This is a genomic window from Micromonospora rhizosphaerae (assembly GCF_900091465.1).
GTDB classification, from domain to species: Bacteria; Actinomycetota; Actinomycetes; order Mycobacteriales; family Micromonosporaceae; genus Micromonospora; species Micromonospora rhizosphaerae.
This window is the reverse complement of the sequence record NZ_FMHV01000002.1, coordinates 4,906,959-4,926,194: the sequence shown is the minus strand read 5'-3', so window position 1 is coordinate 4,926,194 and position 19,236 is coordinate 4,906,959. Positions and strand designations below refer to the sequence as shown.

Genomic DNA, 19,236 nt, shown 5'->3' with positions numbered 1-19,236 from the left:
AGATAGCCGGAGGACAACCGGATGAGCAGGCATGACGACCCCAACGAGTACGGCTTCGCCGGTGAGCCCACCGCCCCCGAGCCGCCGCCGGGTGCGCGCCCGGACGAGCAGGACAAGGCTGAGGCGGTCGCGGTGCCGGCTGACGACTTCACCGAGCCGATCACGGAGGCGGTGTACGAGGAGACCGAGGAGCCGGAGGAGGCCGAGGAGGAGCGTACGGCCGAGCATCGGGGCTGACCGGCGTGGCCCGTCCGGGAGCGCGCCGCCGGACGGCCGCCGGCCCGCTCAGCGGCCGTCCGCGGGATCCTGCTGGTAGACGTCCGGCACGCCGTCGCCGTCGTCGTCCCGGCTCTCCCGCTCGGCGATCCGGCGGTAGGCCGCGTTGCGGCGCGTCAGCACCGACGAGGCGAGCGCTGCCGAGATCAGGGAACCGAGCAGGACGGCGGCCTTCACCCTCTCGTCGGTCTCGCTGCCCGCGCCGAACGCCAGCTCGCCGATGAGCAGCGACACGGTGAAGCCGATGCCGGCCAGCAGCGCCATCCCGAACAGGTCGGCCCAGGTGATCTCGTCGTCGAGTTCGGCGCGGGTGAACCGGGCGAGCAGGAACGTCGAGCCGAACACTCCGACCGTCTTGCCGAGCACGAGACCGAGCACCACCGCGGTCACCACCGGGTCGGTGAGCAGGTCGGCCAGGTCGGTGCCGACCAGGGACACCCCGGCGGCGAAGAACGCGAAGACCGGCACCGCGAAGCCGGCCGAGACCGGCCGCCACCGGTGCTCCAGCCGCTCGGCCAGGCCCGGTCCGCTGCCGCGGGACGGCAGCACCGGCACGGTGAAGCCGAGCAGCACCCCGGCGACCGTGGCGTGCACCCCGGAGGCGTGCACCAGCGCCCACGCGAGCGCGGCGAGCGGGATGAGCGCCCACCACCAGGTCCGTCGCTTCTGCACGAGCAGGGCGAAGAGGCCGATCGGCACCAGCGCGCCGAGCAGCGGCAGGGGATGGAAGCCGGCGGTGTAGAAGACGGCGATGATGATGATCGCGAAGAGGTCGTCGACCACCGCCAGGGTGAGCAGGAACGCGCGCATGCCCTGCGGCAGGTGTGAGCTGACCACCGCCAACACCGCCAGCGCGAAGGCGATGTCCGTGGCGGTGGGAATGGCCCAGCCGCGCAGGCCGGCGCCGCCGGCGGCGAGGGTCACCGCGACGTAGCACAGGGCCGGCAGCAGCATGCCGCCGATCGCGGCCGCCACCGGCAGCGCCGCCCGCCGCGGATCCCGCAGGTCGCCGGCGACGAACTCGCGCTTGAGTTCCAGGCCGACCACGAAGAAGAAGACGGCCAGCAGTCCGTCCGCGGCCCACTCCGCCAGGCTGAGATCCAGGTGCAGCGCCGACCCGCCGGACCACGGCTGCCAGGCACCGAGAGCGGCGTACGACGACCGCCAGGGCGAGTTGGCCCAGATCAGGGCGACCACCGCGGCGAGCAGCAGCAGGCCACCGCCGACGGTCTCGGTGCGCAGCACGTCGGCAAGGAACCGCGCTTCCGGCCAGGAGCGGCGGGAGAAGAGGCGGTTGGAGCGGCGGGAGTCGGCGCGCGGGGTGCGGTCGGTCATGCGGTGGGTCCACCTCGGGGTCCGGGATCGGCAGGGCCATCGCCGACCAGACTTCCCGGCACACCGCCATCGACCCTATCCGACTGGGCGCAGTGGAGCCCTCGTCTCCGGCTGCCGGCCGGGTAGGCCTGGTGCTGGCTTGACGTTCGTCCGTTTTCAGGAGATTGCAGGCGTTCAAGAGTCCGTATCGCCTACATTGGGCTGGTCGTTTCTGACACGGATTGAGCGCATAAGAGAGCTGACACGGCGTTTGCGGACGGTAGGGGGATTCCGTGGAGTTCAAGCCGCTAGTTGACCGGACGAGGCGGGGGGCCTGATGGACGTCCGTACCTACCTGCGTCTCATCCGCCGTCGCTGGTGGATCGTTCTGATCACCCTCGTGGTCGCACTCGCAACAGCCGCGCTCATCACCGTCCGGACCACACCTCGGTACGTCGCCTCGGTGACCTTCTTCGTCGCCAGTCCCAGCCAGGGGGCCACCGACGCCTACCAGGGCAGCCTCTTATCCCAGCAGCGCGTCAAGTCCTACGCCGACCTGCTCACCAGCGATCGGTTGGCGCAGACCGTGGTGACGGCGAACCCGCTCGGCCTCACCGCCGAGCAGGTCCGGCGGAAGGTGAGTACGTCCACGCCGCCCGACACCGTTCTGCTCGAGGCGTCAGTCACGGACACGGACCGGACCCGGGCACTCAGACTCACCCAGACACTCTCCGTGAAGTTCACGGAGCTGGTGCAGAAGGTTGAGACCTCCTCTGGAGGCGGCTCCGCACCCATGAAGATCGAAGTGGTCAACGGACCGCGGGTAAGCTCTGCCCCGGTTTCCCCCCAGCCCCTGCGGAACCTGGCCCTCGGCACGCTTCTCGGGCTACTGGCCGGCATGGGGCTGGCCGTCCTCCGTGGCGTGGCCGATGTCCGGATGCGCGACGGCGACAACCTGCAACGCACCACCGGGAGTCCGCTGCTCGGCGAGATCCCGTTCGAGGCCGACGCCAAGTCGGCGCCGCTGATCGTCGGAGAGGCGGCGCTTTCCGCCAGGGCCGAGGCGGTGCGCAAGCTGCGGACCAACCTGCGCTTCGTCGACGTGCACGAGCCGGCCCGGGTCATCGCCGTCACCAGCGCCATGCAGGGTGAGGGCAAGACCACGATGGCGTGCAACCTGGCCATCGCGCTTGCCGAGGCGGGCTGGCGGGTGCTGCTCATCGACGCCGACCTGCGGCGGCCGAAGGTTGCCGACTATCTCGGTCTCGACGGAGGCGTCGGCCTCACCGACGTGCTGATCAGTGACGCCCAGGTCGGTGACGTCGTCCAGCGGTGGGGCGACCGGTCCCTGCTGGTGCTCCCCAGCGGATCCGCTCCGCCCAACCCGAGCGAGCTGCTCGGTTCCAAGGCGATGGGGGACCTGCTGCTCACCCTGCGGGAGTCCGCGGACATCGTGGTCATCGACACCGCGCCGCTGCTCGCCGTCACCGACGGTGTGGTGGTCGCCGTGCAGGCCGACGGCGCGCTGCTGGTCACCCGGCAGGGGCGGACCTCGCGCACCCAGGTGGCCGCGGCGGCGCGGTCGCTGCACTCCGTCTCGGTCCGCCTGCTCGGCTGCGTGCTGAACATGTCCAAGGTGACCAAGGCGGACAGGTACCAGTACGAGGCGTACCGGGTGCCGGCTCCCGCCACTGGCTCGGCCGTGCCGGCCGACCGGGCCGCCACCGCGGCCCGCGATGGCGACGGTGCCGGCGTGGACGACGTCGGCCACGGGACTCAGGATTTAAGTCGGCTGCCCCGATGAGTGTCACCAGGGGTCTGATGGACCGCTCGATCGCAGCGGCACAGTGCCGCAAGTCGGCGGGCGAACCGCCGATCGGCCCGCGGGGGTCGGCGCCGGTCCCGGCCGCGACCTCGATCGCGTACGGATGCCTGAAGGCCGCGCCGGGGGTACGACCATGAAGATCGGGATTCTCTCGTACCACTTCCCGCCGGAGCCGGCGTTCATCCCGGGCAGCCTCGCCGAGGAGCTGGCCGCCCGCGGCCACGAGGTACGCGTGCTGACCGGCTTCCCGGACTATCCCGGCGGGCACGCCTATCCGGGGTGGCGCCAGCGCTGGCGGCACCAGACCCGCAGCGATCGGCTGACGGTCCGTCGGGTGCCCCGGTACGCCAGCGGCGACGGGTCCACCCGCGCGCGGATGGCGAGCTGGCTGTCGTTCGCCGGCAGCGTGGCGCTGACCGGTCGCCGCTACCTCAGCGACATCGACGCCCTGTACGTCTTCCAGCTCCCGGCGACCACCTTCGCCACCGCCGGCCTGCTCCGGCTGCTCGGGCGGGTACCGACCGTGCTCCACGTGCAGGACGTGTGGTCGGAGGAGGATGATCCGACGCGGGGCGTCGACAATCAACGGTGGTCGGGTCGGATCAGCAACACCATGCGTCGCATCTACCAGGAGGCCGACGGCATCGCGGTCAGTGCGCCGTCCATGCGCGACCTCGTGGTCGACGACGGGGCCGACCCGGGCCGGGTGCGGGTCGTGCTCAACTGGACCGACGAACGGATCTTCCAGCCGGTCGACCCGAGTCAGGCCTCCCGCAGCCTGATCCGTCGGGACGGCCGGTGCGTGATGATGCACGCCGGAACGATCGGCGTGCGGCAGGGACTGGAGACCGCGGTCCGGGCGGCGGCTGCGCTGAACGACCGGATGGACCTGGTCCTGGTGGGCTCGGGGGCCGAGGAGCGGCGGGTGCGGGGGCTCGCCGCCGAACTCCAGGCGGACAACGTCCGATTCGTCGAACGACGCTCGCCGCTGGACATGCCGGACCTCTACGCCGCGGCCGACTACCAGTTGGTGATGCTGCGGGACCTGCCGCAGCTGCGCGGCATGGTGCCCGGGAAGCTGCAGGCGGCGCTCTCCTGCGCCGCACCGGTGGTCGCCTCGGCCGGCGGCGACACGATGGAATTCGTCGAGCGGGCCCGGGCGGGACTGTCCTGTGCGCCCGAGGACTGGGCCGCGCTGGCCGACCGGTTCTGGCTGGCCTCCACCATCCCACCGCCCGCCCGCACCGACATGGGCCGCCGCGGGCGCGACGCCTACCTGCGGGAGATGTCGCTGCGTGCCGGGGTCGACCGGATCGAGCAGATGCTCCACGAGGTCGCGTCGGGCGCGGCCCGGACGGGCCAGCCGGCCGAACGACAGGCGCCGCAGGGGGCGTAGCAGCCCTCGATACCTCTGCGCCGCGCGACCGCGGAGCGGTCACAATGGCCGGGTGGGGGAGCCCTGGGCGGACCGGACCGGTCTGGTGCTGCTGCCCGGTGGCGCCGAGGTGCGCGGCCGCCGGGTCGCCGCCGCGGCCTCACCCGCCGACTTCGCCCTGCTGCTGGCCCCCGCGCCGCCGCCGGCCTGGCCGCACCGGCGGATCCGCTGGCCCGACTTCTGGGTGCCGCTCGACCGTGCCGACGCCGTGGACGCGCTCCGGGAGGCGCTGCGCCGGGCGTACGCCGGGGAACGGGTGGAGGTGGCCTGCCGCGGCGGCGTCGGCCGAACCGGCACGGCGCTCGCCGCCCTGGCTGTCCTCGACGGGCTGCCGGCCGACCGGGCGGTGGACTGGGTACGCGCCCGCCATCACCCGCGGGCGGTGGAGACGCCCTGGCAGCGGCGCTGGCTGCGGCGGATCGGCTGACGGGTCGCCGCCGTACCCTCATCGCGCGCGACGCCTGGCTGCGGGCGACCGACCGCTGGGACCTCGTAGCGAAGACTGCCGGTGACCCTGCGGACCCGAATGGTCGCGGGCCGTCAGCAAGGGAACCGGTCCCGGCATGATTCGATCTTGCGGATAGTCTCCCTGGTCATGAGAGCGAGGGTCCTGGCCGCCGCCACCGCCGCCGTACTCGTGAGCGCCGGGGTGTCCGCCCCGGTGCAGGCCGCACCGCCCGCGCGGGCCGCCGCCGCGCCGCTGCCGTGTCCGAAGGCGGCGGCGCCGAAGGTGTCCCGACCGCCCCGACCGGTGCCGCCGCCGCCCGTGCCGGAGGACCGGGTCGTCGGCGGGGAGCAGCTCGACACGCCGGGACTGGTCGCGCCGGCCGGCGCGCCGGCGCCGCCTGCGGTCACCGCGACGTCGTGGCTGGTCGCCGACCTGGACAGCGGCGCGGTGCTGGGGGCCTGCGGCCCGCACGAGTACGGCACCCCGGCCAGCACCCAGAAGCTGCTGTTGGCGGCCACGATGCTGCCGAAGCTGGACCCGAAGCAGGCGGTCACCGTGACCCGGAGCGACCTGAAGATCGCCCCGGGCAGCTCCGCCGTCGGCCTGCTCGTCGGCGGCCGCTACCCGGTGGAGACGGTCTGGCTCGGGCTGCTGCTGAACTCCGGCAACGAGGCGGCCAACGTGCTGGCCCGGCTCGGCGGCGGCCCCGACCTGGTGGCCGGCGGGGTGCGCGCGATGAACGAGGAGGCCCACCGGCTCGGTGCCCGGCAGACCCACGCGGTGACGCCCTCCGGGCTGGACGGCAAGGGGCAGTTCACCAGCGCCTACGACCTGGCGCTGATCGCCCGGGCCTGCTTCGCCAATCCGCTGTTCCGCCGGTACGCGCTCACCGAGCGCACCCAGATCCCGGCCCAGCCCGCCCTGAAGAAGGGCGGATTCCAGATCCAGAACGAGAACCAGCTGATCTACCGGTACCGGGGCGCGCTCGGCGGCAAGACCGGCTTCACCGAACTGGCCCGGCACACCTACGTCGGCGCCGCCGAGCGCAACGGGCGGCGGCTGGTGGTGACCCTGCTCGGCGCGGAGGCCCGCCCGTTGCGCGGTTGGCAGCAGGGCGCCGAGCTGCTCGACTGGGGGTTCTCCCTGCCCCGGGACGCCTCGGTCGGCCGGCTGGTCGAGCCGGGGGAGCTGGACGCGGCGGCGGAGGCGGCCCCGAGCGGTTCCCCGGGCGCGCCGGCCACGCCACCCCCATGGCAGGGGCCCGTCGTGACGGCCGGCCGCCGCATGGCCGAGGGAGACTGGCGGGTCATTCTGCCGGTCGCCGGCGGCGCCGCCGCGGTGGTCGGGGTGGTCGTGACGCTGCTGATGGCGCGGCGCCGCCGCCCCGTCGGCCGACGCCGCGCCTAGCCCTCGACCACGGCGGTCCCGCTGTCAGCCCGCCTGGTCCCGGCGGCACCGGGTCGGACGGCGGTGACGCCACCCGGACTGTGCGCGGTGGTCGGTCAGGCCCGGGCCGGGACGCGCTGCAGCCGGATCTGCCACACGTCCGGGCCGTCCTGCAGCCATTCCGTGGTCATCCCGGCGCCGTACCGCCGGTCGATCTCCGCGAGCAGCGGGCGGGGAGCGTGCGGGGCGACCAGGACCAGCGCGCCGTCGGCCGGCAGCGCGTCCAGGGCCGCGAGCACCCGGGCGTGGGGTACGTCTCGGACGTCCAGCCGCGGGTCGATGCTCAGCACGGCCGCCTCCGCGCCGGTGGGCGGGGCGTCTCCGCCGCACGCGCAGGCGCCGCCGCATCCGCCCGTACCGCCGCTCTCCTCGGCCCCGATCAGCTTGTGCATGCCCGTTAGGAGCCCGGCCAGCGACACCTTGTCGGCGTCGGCCAGCAGCGGCACGATCAGGCGGTTCTCCTTGTCGAGGTGGACGGCGAACAGGGCGGCGAGGGCTCGGGCGGCAGCGGCGGCCCGTGCCGGACCGCTCGCCTTCCCCAGCTCCGAGACCAGCCCGAGGATGGCTGCGTGCTCGCGGAGCATGCCGTCCACCAGCAGCTTGCCCCGGTCGAGCGCCGCGGCGGCCGGGTACATCGCGGCCTCCTCGGCCTGCGCGTGCGGCAGCAGTTCGTCGTGCAGCCAGCGGGCCAGCTCGTCCCGGTGGCGCAGCGTCTCGGTCTCGGCACCGCGGTCGGCCGCCGCCAACAGGCGCCCGGTGTGCGAGTCGAGGGTGGCGGCCAGTTCGGCGTGGTGCCGTACGACGGCCTGCGCGGCGCGACGGTCGGCGGCGCGGTCCGGCTGTGACATGGAGCCCTCCTGAGTTTTGATGCCGTTCGGCGTTGTAACGTTAACCATCGTGGAAACCCCGAGAACAGGGCCTTCCGGCGGGACCATCGACACCCCCCGCCACCGAGCGCTCGGCACGGCCAGCCGGGTGACCATCCTCAAGCTGGTGCGCGACGCCGATGGCGGCATGACCGCCGCCGAGGTCGCCGAGCGCACCGGCCAGCACCTCTCCACCACCCGCACCCACCTGGACCGGCTGGTCGAGGCGGGGCTGCTGGTGAAGGCGAGGGCCGGCGGCGGCCAGCCCGGGCGCCCCGCGTGGCGCTACCGGGCCACCGGGCACGACGATCCGGCGCCGGCCCCCGCCCCGTACCGCTCGCTCGCGGCCGCCTTGCTGGACCACCTCGCCCGCGCCGACGGCGACACCCGGGCCGCGGCGGGCCGGGTCGGCGAGGACTGGGGCCGGCACCTCGCGGCGGCGACCGACCAGGACGCCGGTCCCGTCGGCACGGTGCTGAACGTCCTGGACGGTCTCGGGTTCACCCCGCGGCTGTCCGAGACCGGCGCCGACGACGGCGGCACGGCCGAGGTGCACCTGCACACCTGCCCGTTCCTTGACCTCGTGGGCCGCAACCCGGACGCGATGTGCGGGCTGCACGCCGGCGTGATCCGCGGCGCGCTGGAACGCGGCGGAGCGCCGGACGCGACCGCCGTGCTCGAACCCTTCGGCGCGCCCACCGCCTGCGTGGTCCGACTCGGCCTGACCAGGACCGTGTCCGGGGACGGCCCGGCATGACCCGGCCCCGGCCGGTACCGGTGAGCTGGCGTTCACCCGTCCTGGCCGCTGGCGCGTTCGCGCTGCTCACCGGCCTGTACGCGGCCCTGCTGCTGCTCGGCGTGCCGGTCCCGGCACCCCGGCGACCGCTGGAGGAGGTGCACGGGCCACTGATGGTGTTCGGCTTCGTCGGCACTCTGATCGGGCTGGAACGCGCAGTGGCCCTCGGTGCCCGGTGGGCCCTGCTCGCGCCGGCCTGTTCCGGAATCGGCGCGCTGCTGCTGGTGCTCACCGGCGAAAGCCTGGCGGCCAAGATCATGCTGATGACCGCCGCGGTCGGCCTGCTCGGGATCTACCGGGCGCTCTGGCGCCGGCAACCGGGCGTCGCCCTGCTCGCCCAGGCCACGGGAGCTTTCGGCTGGTACGCGGCCACGCTGCTCTGGCTGGCCGGCTTCCCGCTGGCCGAGGCGGTGCCGTGGCTCGTCACCTTCGTCGTGGCCACGATCCTCGGGGAACGTCTCGAACTCGCCCACGTGGCGCTGGCACCGGCCGGACCGCGCTGGTGCCTGGCGGCGCTGGCCGCCCTCACGGTCGGGGCCACCGCCACCCTGCTCTGGACCGGCCCCGGCGGGCACCTGTTCGGCGTGAGCCTGCTGGCGGTGACCGCCTGGCTGTCCGTCTCCGACGTGGCGCGTCGCACCGTCCGGGGCCGCGGCCTGCCCCGCTACGTCGCCCTCGGGCTCCTCGCCGGCTACGCGTGGCTCGGCCTGGCCGGCCTGCTCTGGGCCGGTGTCGGAGCCACCGCAGCCGGAGCCCGCTACGACGCCACCCTGCACGCGGTCTTCCTCGGCTTCACCATGTCGATGATCTTCGTGCACGCCCCGGTGATCCTGCCGGCGGTGCTCCGCCGCCCGCTGCCCTACCGGCCGGTGCTCTACGCGCCGCTGGCCCTGCTGCACGGCTCGTTGCTGCTGCGCGTCGCGGTGGGGGACGGCCTCGGCGTCGAATCGGTGTGGCGGTGGGCCGGGGTGGCCAACGTGGCGGCCGTACTCGGCTTCCTCGGCTGCGCCATCGCCCTCTCCGTCCGCCGGCTGCCCAGCGCGGCGCGGCCCTCGGCTCCCGCGCCTCCAGCGGTGGCGGTGCGGTGATGGCCGGCACGGAGACCCGGCCCGCCGGGCCGGTGGCGACCGGCCGGGCCGGCTGGCATCGACGGGTGGCGGCGCTGCCGACGGCGTACCTGCTTGGGCTCGTCGCCCTGGGCTTCGGCCACCCCTTCGTGCCGTCGTGGCGCTGGCTGGCGATCCACCTCTTCCTGCTCGGCGCGGCGACGAACGCCATCCTGATCTGGAGCGCGCACTTCACCGTCGCGGTGCTCCGGGCCCCGGCGCGGAACAGTCGGCGCGCCGAGACCGTACGCCTCCTCACGCTGAACACCGGCGTGCTGGCCGTGCTGGTCGGCGGCGCCGCGGACCGCCCCTGGATCGGGGTGGCCGGAGCCGTCGTCGTCTTCGCCGCAGTCGCCGCGCACCTCGCCTGGCTGGCGGCTCGGCTGCACGCCGCGCTGCCGACCCGGTTCGCGGTCACGGTCCGCTACTACCTCGCCGCGGCGATCGCCCTGCTGGTCGGCATCCCGGTCGGCGCCGCGATGCTGGTGGTCGACGAGCCCGCCCGGCCGCGGCTGCTGCTGTTCCACGCGCACGTCAACCTGCTCGGCTGGGTGACCCTGACCGTCCTCGGTACGCTGCTGACCCTCTGGCCGACCGTGCTGCGTACCCGGATGGCCGAGGACGCGGTCCGCGCCGCGACGGCGGCCCTGCCCCTCGTGGTGACCGGCCTCGTCCTGCTCGGCACCGGTCTGCTCGCCTGGTGGCGTACGGTGATCGGCGCCGGCCTGGTCCTGGTCGTCCTCGGCGCGCTGACCGCCCTGCGACCCGCGTTCGCCGCTGCTCGCGGCCGGCCACCGGGCTCCTTCGCCGGCTGGTCGATCGCGGCCGCCGCCGGATGGCTCCTCGTCGCCCTCGCGCTCGACGCCTGGACGCTGCTGGGCAGCGCCGCGCCGGACCCGGCCGCCGAGCGGTTCGGCGCGGTGCTCGTCCCCCTGCTGGTCGGCTTCGTCGGCCAGATCCTGCTCGGCTCGCTGAGCTACCTGCTGCCGGTGGTGCTCGGCGGCGGCCCGGCCGAGGTGCGCCGGCGTACCGCCCTGCTCGACCGGCACTGGCCGCAGCGGCTCGCGATGACCAACGCCGCCCTGGCGGTGTTCGCCCTCCCGACCCCGCCGTTCGTCCGCATCACCACCTCACTGCTGGTCCTCGCCGCGCTGGTGCAGTTCCTCGTGCCGGCCGTCCGGGTCCTGCTCACCGCCCGGAGACAATCGTGAACCCGTCCACCGGCCACACCCCCGTCCGCCCGCTCGGCGGCTTCGCTGCCGGCCTCGCCCTGGTCCTGCTGGCCGTCCTCGTCGGGGTCGCCGCGCAGCGCGTCACCGGCGTGGCGGCGCCCAGCGCCGTGCCCGCCAACGGTCAGGTGCCGGCGACCGGGCACACCACCACCGTCGCTGTCGTGGCGGAGGGAATGCGGTTCCACCCTGCCCGGATCACCGTGCCGCGCGGCGACCGCCTGGTCATCGAACTGACCAACCGCGACGACCGACGGCACGACCTCGTCCTGGCGAGCGGTGTTCGAACGCCGCCGGTGAGCCGCGGCGGCAGTGCCCGGCTCGACGCGGGCGTCATCGGCGCAGCCTTGGCCGGCTGGTGCTCGCTGCCCGGTCACCGACAGGCCGGGATGACGCTGAGCATCAGCGCGACGGGTGCCCCGGCCGCCAGCCACGACCACGCGGCCGACCCGACGCAGAGTGCGATGCGCGTCGACCCGATGGCCGACCCGGGGCCCGCCTTCACCGCCCGGGACGCCACCGCGCCGCCGACCCCGCCCAGCCGGCTGCACAGAGTGGAACTGCGGGCGCGGGAGGTCGTGCGCGAGGTGGCCCCCGGCGTCCGCCAGAAGATGTGGACCTTCAACGGCATGGTGCCCGGACCGGTGCTGCGCGGCCGGATCGGCGACACGTTCGAGGTCACCCTCGTCAACGAGGGCAGCATGGACCACGGTGTCGACTTCCACGCCGGCGCGCTCGCGCCCGACGCGGTCATGCGACCGATCGACCCCGGCCAGCGGCTGACCTACCGGTTCACGGCCGCCAAGGCGGGGATCTGGATGTACCACTGCTCGACCATGCCGATGCTGCACCACATCGGCAACGGCATGTACGGCGCAGTCATCATCGACCCGCCAGACCTCGCCCCGGTCGACCGGGAGTACGTCCTCGTGCAGTCCGAGCTCTACCTAGGCCCCGTCGGTGAGCCCGGCGACCTGGCGAAGATGCAGGCCGAGCGACCCGACGGCGTCCTCTTCAACGGCTACGTCGCCCAGTACGATCACCGCCCGCTCACCGCCCGCGCGGGAGAGCGGGTCCGGGTGTGGGTGCTCGACGCCGGGCCGAACAGGGACAGCGCGTTCCACGTCGTCGGCGCCCAGTTCGACACGCTCTACCGGGAAGGGCAATGGCAGCTGCGGCCGCCGGACCCTGGCGGGGCGCAGGTGCTCGACCTGGCACCGGCCGCCGGCGGCTTCGTGGAGACCGTCTTCCCCGAGCCCGGCCGGTACCCGTTCGTCAGCCATCTCATGGTCGACGCGGAGCGTGGCGGCCACGGTGTGTTCGAGGTCGGCCGGGCGGGGGAGTAGCCTACCGGCCGCCTCGGCCGGCCGGGCGCGATCGCATGACCGGACGACCTGATCGTGTCGCCATCGTTACCCTGCGTGAGCATGAGAGTTCCGCTCCTGCGGGCGACGCTGCTCGCCGCCGCGCTCCTGCCGGCGGCGGCCGTTCCCACCGTCGCCGTCGCGCACACCGGTGCCCCGGTCCCGGCCGTCGCCCCGCGGGTACCGTGCCCGAACGTGCCTGCCCCGACGTTGCGGCCGCCGAAGCCGCCGCCTTCGGCCGACCCGGCGGCCCGTGCGGTGGGCGGGCTCGCGCTGGCCACCGCCGGCCTGGTGGTGCCGCCATCGGTGCCCGCGCCGCCCGCGGTGACCGCGACGTCGTGGCTGGTCGCCGATCTGGACAGCGGCACGGTGCTGGGCGGCTGCGGTCCCCACGAGTACGGCGCTCCGGCCAGCGTGCAGAAGCTGCTGCTGGCCGCCACGATGCTGCCGAGGCTGGACCCGCAGCAGGAGGTGACGCTCACCGCGGAGGACCTGGCCATCGAGCCGGGCAGCTCCGCCGTAGGCCTGGTGGCCGGCGGCCGCTACCGGATCGAGACGATCTGGCTGGGACTGCTGCTCAAGAGTGGCAACGAGGCCGCCAACGCGCTGGCCCGGCTGGGCGGCGGCGGCGACGGCCAGGCCGGCGGGATCCGCGCGATGAACGAGGAGGCCACCCGGCTCGGCGCGCTCCAGACCCATGCGGTGACCCCGTCGGGCCTGGACGGACCGGGGCAGTTCACCAGCGCGTACGACCTCGCGCTGATCGGCCGGGCCTGCTTCGCCGACCCGGCCTTCCGCCGGTACGACTCGGCGCGGACCGCCGAGATTCCCGGGCAGCCGGCGCTGCGCCAGAAGCCCTTCCAGATCCAGAACGACAACCAGCTGCTCCACCAGTATCGCGGCGCGCTGGGCGGCAAGACCGGCTACACCGACCTCGCCCGCCACACCTACGTCGGGGCGGCGGAGCGCAACGGACGGCGGCTCGTGGTGACCCTGCTCGGGGCGGAGACCCCCAACCAGCGCGGGTGGCAGCAGGGCGCCGCCCTGCTCGACTGGGGTTTCTCGCTGCCGAAGGACGTGAGCGTGGGCCGGCTGGTGCGGCCCGGCGAGCTGACCTCCGGCAGTCCGTCGCCGAGGGTGCCGCCGTCCGCGCTCGCCGGTGGCGCCGGGCTGCACGGCACCGCGGAGGGCGGCCCGGCACCGTGGCCCGGGACCGCGCCGATGCTCGGGATCGGCACGCTGCTGGTGGCGGGCGGGGCGGTGCTGATCACCCGTCGTCGCCGGCACGCCGTCCGGGCCCGCTCAGGTGACCCTGACGCCGAAGCTGATAGTCGCGACCCGTGAGGGTGACGCGGACTGATCTACCGGTGGGCGGCGTGGCGGCGGCCGGCCGGGTCCCGCGCCGGTCTGCCGCCCGGGTCATCGCCCTCGCCCTGGCGCTGTTGGCCACCGCCTGCGCACGGCCCTCGCCCACACCGACCCCGTCCCCGCCGACCCCGTCCCCGTCGAGCCCGTCCCCGTCGAGCCCGTCCCCGACGGCCGCCGGACTCCGCGCCCCGGCGGACTTCGTCGTGCTCTCCGACGTCGATCCGAGCATCCACACCGACATCCGGTACGCCACCGCGCACAACTTCGTCGGCCGGCCGATCGTCGGCTACCCGGAGCCGCTCTGCCTGCTCACCCGGCGGGCGGCGGAGGCGCTGCACCAGGTGCAGGCCGCCGCGCTCGCTCAGGGCCGCAGCCTCAAGGTGTACGACTGCTACCGGCCACAGCGTGCGGTGGACGACTTCGTCGCCTGGGCGAAGCTCCCCGGCGAGCAGCAGATGAAGGCGGAGTTCTATCCGCACGTCGCCAAGTCGAAGCTCTTCGACGAGGGCTACATCGGCGCGCCGACAGCGCACAGCCGGGGCAGCACACTGGACCTCACCCTGGTCCCCGTGCCGCCGCCCACCCGGCCGGCGTACGCGCCGGGGCAGCGCTTGGTCTCCTGCACCGCGCCGCCGGGTCAGCGGTTCCCGGACAACAGCGTCGACATGGGCACCGGGTTTGACTGTTTCGACCCGCTGGCACACACCGCTGACCCCCGCATCACCGGCGCCGCACGGGAGAACCGGCTGCTGCTCGAGCGGCTGATGGCAACGCAGCGGTTCGAGAACTATCCCGGGGAATGGTGGCACTTCCAGTTCACCGACGAGCCGTACCCGACGACATATTTCGACTTCCCCGTCGCCCGGTCGTCCCTGCGGTGACCCCGCCCCGACCGGACGTCGGTCCGGCCGGGGCGGTCGCCGATCTGGGCGATCAGAGGATGCCGCGGGCCTCGAACGCGGCCCGGGTCGCCGCGGCGGCGGAGGTCCCGTAGAGCCGCTGCGCGGCGGCGACCGTGGCCTCCGCCGCGGCCCGGAACGAGGTGTCCGGGGCGAAGTCGAACTGCGCCTCCACGATCAGCGTGGTGGCCCTGCGGTCACCGAGCGCGGTGCGGATGTCCCACAGTGCGCGCGACCAGATCTCGCCGTCGGCGTGCACCTCGCCCCGTACGTCCTCGGGGTAGTGCTTGGTGCCGTCGAGCCGGCGCAGGCAGTGCGGGGTGGTGCGGGTGTAGGAGACCGAGTCCCAGTCGGCCACGCAGGCCTCCGGGGTCTTCGTCGGCGTACCGGTGGCCCAGCTCGTCACCACGACGGCCAGGTAGTCGCTGAAGGCCTCGCCGATCGAGCCGGACTCCAGGTTGGTGCCGAAGCCGGCCACCTGCGCGTCCTGCACCGAGTGGCCGTACTCGTGGACGATCACCTCGGCGTCCTCGGCGTCGTCCACGCCGCCCTTGCCCAGGGTGATGTTCGCCTTGTCCTCACGGAAGAACGAGTTGTCCCCGCCGAACTGGTCGATCCGCAGCTCGATCTGCCGCTGGTTCACGGGCCGTAGGGTGCTGCCGAAGCCGAGCGACTGCAGGTACGCCTGGGCGGTGTTCACCCAGTGGTAGCCCATGACCTGCTCGAACTGGTCGGCGTCGCGATGCCACGCCGGGAAGGTGCCGTCCACCATCCGGGCCGGCGTGCCGGTCTTGCTCTTGACCACGACGTACCTGCCGGTGAGGGTGCCGGAGCCGTCGAGGTTGGTCAGCGTCACCGACCGGTACGCCCCGGCCAGCGCCGGATAGTCGGCGTCCTTCTGGTCGGTCAGCGTCTGGTCGCCCAGCTGCTGCACCGGGTTCGGGGCGAAGACCGTGGCGGTGGCGCTGTGGTCGTACGGGTCGCCGGCCGCCTGGACGGTCGTGCCGCCGGCGACCAGCGCCGCGGTGACCGCCGAGGCGACCACCGCGGAACGTTTGAGGTGTGGGTGCATTGGATGATCCCTTCGAAGGTGGATCGATCCGCTGAGACTAATACGACAGCCATCGTTTGAATCTGGCTCGTGGGCCGGGTAGACGTGGGACGGACTGATGGAACAACCGCGCCGGCAGCGGTGGTCAGCGGTGGTGGCGGATGCGTTCCCAGGTGCTCGGCGGTTCCATACCGGTACCGGTGCGCAGCGCCGTGCCGACCGGCTCGCCGCCGCCGGCGCTGACGGTGAGCCGGCCGTGGTCGGCCCCGGCCGCGATCCGCGACGGCACGGCCGGGATCTGGGTGTGGAGCCGCACCTGCAGGCCCGGCCAGCCGACCACCTCGACCTTCTCGGCGGCGTTGATGGTGGTACCGGTGCCCAGCGGGCCGCGTACGGTGGCAACCTCCTCGCCGGCCTCGACCAGCGTGTGGACGGCGAGCGCGGCCGCCGTCGACCGCAGCAGCGACCGGGTTACCGCGAACACCCGGTCCAGCTGGACCGGGGTGTTGGCGCCGGGCTGGCCCAGTACGGCACCGACGATGGTGAGCTTCCGACCGCCGACATTGACCACCGCCGCGAAGACGAGGCAGCCGCCGGCCTCGTCGGTGGAGCCGGTCTTGATTCCCACCACGCCGTTGCGGCCGACCAACTCGTTGTAGTTCTTCACCGTGCCGGCCACCGGCAGGGTCGCCTGCTTCTGCTTGACGATCTCCGCGAATGCCGGCAACGCCATCGCCTTGCTCGCCAGGATCACCTGGTCGTGCGCGGTACTCACGGTGTCGGGGTCGAGGCCGGACGGGTCGGTGTAGTGGGTGCCGGACATGCCGAGTTGGTCCGCGGTGGCGTTCATCTTCGCGACGAACGCGGAAACGCTGCCGGAGTCCCAGGCGGCGAGGATGCGCGCCATGTTGTTCGCCGACGGCAGCAGCACCGCCTGCAGCGCCTGCCGTTCGGTGATCACCTCACCGGCCCGCACCTCGACGAGCGACTCGCCGCGCGCCTGCTCCGCCGGGTACGCGGCGGCCTGCTCGGCGCTGACCGTCAGCTCGGGACCCTGCTCGCCGGCGGCGAGGGGGTGCTCGGTGAGGATGACGTAGGCGGTCATCACCTTCGTCACGCTCGCGATCGGCAGCGACTTCGACCCGCCGGAGGTGCCGACCGTCCCGAGCCCCTCGACCGAGATCATCGCCTGGCCCGAACGCGGCCAAGGCAGCCGCGGCACCGTACCGGGGATTGCCATCGACGCGGGCAGGGTCAGCTCGACCGTCGAGGCGGGCAGCGGGTGCCGCAGCGGCGCGACGGCGTACAGCGCGCCGCCGAGGAGCAGCAGCGCCAGCAGACCGCACAGCAACCACGGCAGGCGCCGGCGCCGGACCGGCGGCGCCGGTGGTATCCGGCTGAACTCCACGGTCGGCATTTCCGTCGGACCGTACATCGCGTTTCCTCCCCCGTGACAAAACCGCAGCACGATAGCAGGTCTGGTCGGTCCATCGGCGCCCCTCGGGTGCGGCGTGACGGCCTCCATGGAGTTATCGCCGCCACCGGTTCCACAGGTTCACGTGATCTACCCCACGATGGGTACGGCAGGTTGCTACGGCCGTCGGGCCCGGGTTCCAATGTTCGAGCTCGGCTGGGTCGGCGATACCCGGTGCAACCTCGCACCCGCCGCGGCTCCCGTCGTACCAGGAAGGACCCCCCGTGGAGACCGATCGGATCGGCCCGCCCCTGCTGGCCGGGGAGCGCGAGACGCTGCGCGCCTTCCTCGACTTCCACCGGGCCACCCTCGCCATGAAGTGCGAGGGCCTCACCGACGACGAGCTATGCCGGCAGTCCTCCCCGCCGTCGACGCTGTCGCTGCTCGGCCTGGTCCGGCACATGGCTGAGGTGGAGCGCACCTGGTTCCGCCGGGTGATCAACGGCGAGGACATCCCGCTGGTGTGGTCGGAGACCGGCGACTATCAGGAGGCGTACGACGCCAGCACGGCCGACCGGTCGGAGGCGTTCGAGGCGTGGCAGCGGGAGGTCGAGCACGCCCGTCGTATCGAGCGGGAGGCGGAGTCCCTCGACGTGACCGGCCACCAGGCGCGGTGGGGCGAGGACGTGTCGCTGCGGCTGGTGATGCTCCACATGATGCACGAGTACGCCCGGCACAACGGCCACGCCGACTTCCTGCGGGAGGCCATCGACGGCTCCGTCGGCGTCTGACGGTCGGCAGGGGCGCGCGAGGCTCACCGCCCCCGCCGCTCAGCCTCCGCTGACGCCCGGCCGGTCGCCCCCGCCCGAACGCAGCGGGAGCCAGGCCAGCGCATCCTGGATCTTCGCGTCCCAGTACGCCCAGTCGTGCTCCCCGGGGGAGAAGTCCACGGTGAGCGGTATCCCGCGCCGCCGGGCGGACTCGACGAAGCGGGTGTTGTCGTCGTACAGGAAGTCCTCGGTGCCGCAGGCGACGTAGAGGGCCGGCAGGTCGGCGCCGGCGCGCTCCAGCAGCGCGATGGTGTCGTCGTCCGTGCCGGGCACGTGCCGGTCGCCGAAGACGGTGTGCCAGACGGCCGGGTCCACCGGGCTGGTCGGGTGCTCCCGCCGCTCGGCCACGTTCAACGCCCCGGAGAGGCTGGCCGCGGCGGCGAAGCGGCCCGGGTCCCGCAGCGCCCACTTCAGCGCGCCGTAGCCGCCCATCGACAGCCCGGCGACGAAGGTGTCCTCGCGCCGGTCGGAGAGCCGGAAGAACGACCGGCAGACCTCGGGCAGTTCGCTGCTGAGGAAGGTCCAGTACCGGTTGCCGTGCTCCTCGTCGGTGTAGAAGCTCCGCGCGGCCTGCGGCATCACCACCGCCAGCCTCAGCGGCGCGACGTAGCGCTCGATGGAGGTGTGCCTCGTCCAGATCGTGTCGTCGTCGGATAGGCCGTGCAGCAGGTACAGCACCGGCGGGTCACCGACCGTGGTGCTGCCGGCCGTGCCGATCTGCGACGAGGCCGGCTCCGGCAGGAGCACGGTCATCGACGTGCCCATGCCCAGCGCCTCGGAGAAGAAGTCACAGCGGATCCGCGCCATGGGCGTGGATGCTACGCCCCGCCGCCCCGAACGCGGCCTGCCCCAGCACGGGCACCGCGAGCACCGCCTCGGCCAGGGTTCGCCGCCCGGCGGCGCCGGTGCCGGCCAGCCGGTCGAAGTGCCGGTCGAGGTGCGGGTATTGCCTCGGACGGGCAGGGGGGACAGGATGACCAGGCGCGTTCAGGTAACTTCCGCGTAACCTTCGCGCCGCTGGTTCTGTCACATGGAAGTGGGAGTCAGTCATGAGCGACGTGTCGTCGGCGCTGGGTGTGCGCCTATACCCGGACCTGGTCGAGGCGGGCGGGCTGGCGTCCGCGCTCGCCGAGACCGCCGCCCGGCACCAGCTCGATGTCGGCCGGGTGACCGCTCCCGAGCAGGGGCGGAGCCGGTTCACCTGCGCCGAGCTGACGTCCGAGCCGGGGACGGTCTGCGTCGGCCTGGGCTCCCAGGCCCGGTATTTCATGATCGACGTCAGGGTGGCGGGGCAGGTCCAGGCGCGCGGCGACGCCACCGACCTGGCGCAGGTCGCGCAGGTGGTCGCCGCCTGGCGGGGCGGCGCGACGCTCGGCGACCTCGCCGCGCGCTTCCCCTTCATGGAGGCGTGCCGTCCCGCGCCGGTTGCGCAGGCTTCGTAGCGGACGCGGCAGGGATCGATCCCCGCCCCCGCTAGCGTCACGGTCGTTGACCCATCTCGGACGGGGCGCTGAATGAGGGCCTCGGTCCGTGCCGCCCGCAACGCCAGCCGGTCGGTGGGGGCACGCC

Annotated in this window: 18 protein-coding genes; 13 read left to right on the top strand and 5 right to left on the bottom strand. The window is 73.6% G+C overall.

Translation table 11 applies throughout. The annotated features are described in order from the left end of the window. Window positions 1-21 precede the first annotated feature (21 nt). Window positions 22-237, top strand: coding sequence for a hypothetical protein (locus GA0070624_RS23170; RefSeq protein ID WP_091344537.1), 216 nt, complete (start codon window positions 22-24; stop codon window positions 235-237). Window positions 238-285: 48 nt separating this feature from the next. Here GA0070624_RS23170 and nhaA read toward each other — a convergent pair whose 3' ends face one another. Continuing rightward, window positions 286-1,611, bottom strand: a complete 1,326-nt coding sequence (gene nhaA / locus GA0070624_RS23165; RefSeq protein ID WP_091344535.1) for a Na+/H+ antiporter NhaA — start codon at window positions 1,609-1,611, stop codon at window positions 286-288. A gap of 316 nt (window positions 1,612-1,927) precedes the next feature. Between nhaA and GA0070624_RS23160 the strand changes: the two genes are divergently transcribed. The 4 genes from GA0070624_RS23160 to GA0070624_RS23145 all read left to right on the top strand — a co-directional run bounded on the left by GA0070624_RS23160 (window position 1,928) and on the right by GA0070624_RS23145 (window position 6,705). Next, window positions 1,928-3,394 (top strand): tyrosine-protein kinase domain-containing protein, encoded by a 1,467-nt coding sequence (locus tag GA0070624_RS23160; RefSeq protein WP_091344533.1) that lies wholly within the window; start codon window positions 1,928-1,930, stop codon window positions 3,392-3,394. Between the two features lie 154 nt (window positions 3,395-3,548). Further along, entirely contained in the window at window positions 3,549-4,811 is a 1,263-nt protein-coding gene (locus GA0070624_RS23155; protein ID WP_091344531.1) for a glycosyltransferase family 4 protein, read from the top strand. 52 nt (window positions 4,812-4,863) lie between these two features. After that, window positions 4,864-5,277, top strand: coding sequence for a protein-tyrosine phosphatase family protein (locus tag GA0070624_RS23150; RefSeq protein WP_091344529.1), 414 nt, complete (start codon window positions 4,864-4,866; stop codon window positions 5,275-5,277). A 168-nt stretch (window positions 5,278-5,445) separates the two neighbouring features. Then, the gene (locus GA0070624_RS23145; RefSeq protein WP_091344527.1) at window positions 5,446-6,705 is read left to right on the top strand and encodes a D-alanyl-D-alanine carboxypeptidase family protein; all 1,260 of its coding nucleotides are present in this window, start codon (window positions 5,446-5,448) and stop codon (window positions 6,703-6,705) included. A 95-nt stretch (window positions 6,706-6,800) separates the two neighbouring features. Here the strand turns inward: GA0070624_RS23145 and GA0070624_RS23140 are convergent, their stop codons facing one another. Further along, window positions 6,801-7,592, bottom strand: coding sequence for a DUF2249 domain-containing protein (locus GA0070624_RS23140; protein ID WP_091344525.1), 792 nt, complete (start codon window positions 7,590-7,592; stop codon window positions 6,801-6,803). Window positions 7,593-7,611: 19 nt separating this feature from the next. Between GA0070624_RS23140 and GA0070624_RS23135 the strand changes: the two genes are divergently transcribed. The 6 genes from GA0070624_RS23135 to GA0070624_RS23115 all read left to right on the top strand — a co-directional run bounded on the left by GA0070624_RS23135 (window position 7,612) and on the right by GA0070624_RS23115 (window position 14,354). Continuing rightward, complete coding sequence (locus GA0070624_RS23135; protein WP_091344523.1) at window positions 7,612-8,367, top strand: helix-turn-helix transcriptional regulator; 756 nt, start codon at window positions 7,612-7,614, stop codon at window positions 8,365-8,367. Further along, entirely contained in the window at window positions 8,364-9,494 is a 1,131-nt protein-coding gene (locus GA0070624_RS23130) for a hypothetical protein (protein WP_091344520.1), read from the top strand. The genes GA0070624_RS23135 and GA0070624_RS23130 overlap by 4 nt, the downstream gene beginning before the upstream one ends. After that, window positions 9,494-10,723, top strand: coding sequence for a hypothetical protein (locus GA0070624_RS35335; protein ID WP_218105263.1), 1,230 nt, complete (start codon window positions 9,494-9,496; stop codon window positions 10,721-10,723). The genes GA0070624_RS23130 and GA0070624_RS35335 overlap by 1 nt, the downstream gene beginning before the upstream one ends. Continuing rightward, window positions 10,720-12,087: a multicopper oxidase domain-containing protein gene (locus tag GA0070624_RS23125; RefSeq protein WP_218105262.1), complete on the top strand. Its 1,368-nt coding sequence runs from the start codon at window positions 10,720-10,722 to the stop codon at window positions 12,085-12,087. The genes GA0070624_RS35335 and GA0070624_RS23125 overlap by 4 nt, the downstream gene beginning before the upstream one ends. A 96-nt stretch (window positions 12,088-12,183) precedes the next feature. Further along, window positions 12,184-13,449: a D-alanyl-D-alanine carboxypeptidase family protein gene (locus GA0070624_RS23120; RefSeq protein ID WP_425413554.1), complete on the top strand. Its 1,266-nt coding sequence runs from the start codon at window positions 12,184-12,186 to the stop codon at window positions 13,447-13,449. Further along, window positions 13,446-14,354: a M15 family metallopeptidase gene (locus GA0070624_RS23115; RefSeq protein ID WP_425413516.1), complete on the top strand. Its 909-nt coding sequence runs from the start codon at window positions 13,446-13,448 to the stop codon at window positions 14,352-14,354. The genes GA0070624_RS23120 and GA0070624_RS23115 overlap by 4 nt, the downstream gene beginning before the upstream one ends. Window positions 14,355-14,406: 52 nt before the next feature. Here GA0070624_RS23115 and GA0070624_RS23110 read toward each other — a convergent pair whose 3' ends face one another. Next, complete coding sequence (locus tag GA0070624_RS23110) at window positions 14,407-15,444, bottom strand: M4 family metallopeptidase (RefSeq protein WP_091344513.1); 1,038 nt, start codon at window positions 15,442-15,444, stop codon at window positions 14,407-14,409. Between the two features lie 124 nt (window positions 15,445-15,568). Continuing rightward, a complete protein-coding gene (locus GA0070624_RS23105; protein WP_176731829.1) occupies window positions 15,569-16,858 on the bottom strand; it encodes a D-alanyl-D-alanine carboxypeptidase family protein in 1,290 nt (429 codons plus the stop codon). 263 nt (window positions 16,859-17,121) lie between these two features. Between GA0070624_RS23105 and GA0070624_RS23100 the strand changes: the two genes are divergently transcribed. Continuing rightward, window positions 17,122-17,628, top strand: coding sequence for a DinB family protein (locus GA0070624_RS23100; RefSeq protein ID WP_091344509.1), 507 nt, complete (start codon window positions 17,122-17,124; stop codon window positions 17,626-17,628). Window positions 17,629-17,667: 39 nt separating this feature from the next. Here the strand turns inward: GA0070624_RS23100 and GA0070624_RS23095 are convergent, their stop codons facing one another. Next, window positions 17,668-18,474: an alpha/beta hydrolase gene (locus tag GA0070624_RS23095; protein ID WP_091344507.1), complete on the bottom strand. Its 807-nt coding sequence runs from the start codon at window positions 18,472-18,474 to the stop codon at window positions 17,668-17,670. A 242-nt stretch (window positions 18,475-18,716) separates the two neighbouring features. Between GA0070624_RS23095 and GA0070624_RS23090 the strand changes: the two genes are divergently transcribed. Further along, complete coding sequence (locus GA0070624_RS23090; RefSeq protein ID WP_091344505.1) at window positions 18,717-19,109, top strand: hypothetical protein; 393 nt, start codon at window positions 18,717-18,719, stop codon at window positions 19,107-19,109. The last annotated feature ends 127 nt before the right edge of the window (window positions 19,110-19,236 follow it).

What these genes read in the sequence shown, in the direction of transcription:
- GA0070624_RS23170 (WP_091344537.1), top strand. Translation starts at nt 22, where the DNA reads ATGAGCAGGCATGACGACCCCAACGAGTACGGCTTCGCCGGTGAGCCC.
- nhaA (WP_091344535.1), bottom strand. Translation starts at nt 1,611, where the DNA reads ATGACCGACCGCACCCCGCGCGCCGACTCCCGCCGCTCCAACCGCCTC.
- GA0070624_RS23160 (WP_091344533.1), top strand. Translation starts at nt 1,928, where the DNA reads ATGGACGTCCGTACCTACCTGCGTCTCATCCGCCGTCGCTGGTGGATC.
- GA0070624_RS23155 (WP_091344531.1), top strand. Translation starts at nt 3,549, where the DNA reads ATGAAGATCGGGATTCTCTCGTACCACTTCCCGCCGGAGCCGGCGTTC.
- GA0070624_RS23145 (WP_091344527.1), top strand. Translation starts at nt 5,446, where the DNA reads ATGAGAGCGAGGGTCCTGGCCGCCGCCACCGCCGCCGTACTCGTGAGC.
- GA0070624_RS23140 (WP_091344525.1), bottom strand. Translation starts at nt 7,592, where the DNA reads ATGTCACAGCCGGACCGCGCCGCCGACCGTCGCGCCGCGCAGGCCGTC.
- GA0070624_RS23135 (WP_091344523.1), top strand. Translation starts at nt 7,612, where the DNA reads ATGCCGTTCGGCGTTGTAACGTTAACCATCGTGGAAACCCCGAGAACA.
- GA0070624_RS23130 (WP_091344520.1), top strand. Translation starts at nt 8,364, where the DNA reads ATGACCCGGCCCCGGCCGGTACCGGTGAGCTGGCGTTCACCCGTCCTG.
- GA0070624_RS35335 (WP_218105263.1), top strand. Translation starts at nt 9,494, where the DNA reads ATGGCCGGCACGGAGACCCGGCCCGCCGGGCCGGTGGCGACCGGCCGG.
- GA0070624_RS23110 (WP_091344513.1), bottom strand. Translation starts at nt 15,444, where the DNA reads ATGCACCCACACCTCAAACGTTCCGCGGTGGTCGCCTCGGCGGTCACC.
- GA0070624_RS23105 (WP_176731829.1), bottom strand. Translation starts at nt 16,858, where the DNA reads ATGTACGGTCCGACGGAAATGCCGACCGTGGAGTTCAGCCGGATACCA.
- GA0070624_RS23095 (WP_091344507.1), bottom strand. Translation starts at nt 18,474, where the DNA reads ATGGCGCGGATCCGCTGTGACTTCTTCTCCGAGGCGCTGGGCATGGGC.
- GA0070624_RS23090 (WP_091344505.1), top strand. Translation starts at nt 18,717, where the DNA reads ATGAGCGACGTGTCGTCGGCGCTGGGTGTGCGCCTATACCCGGACCTG.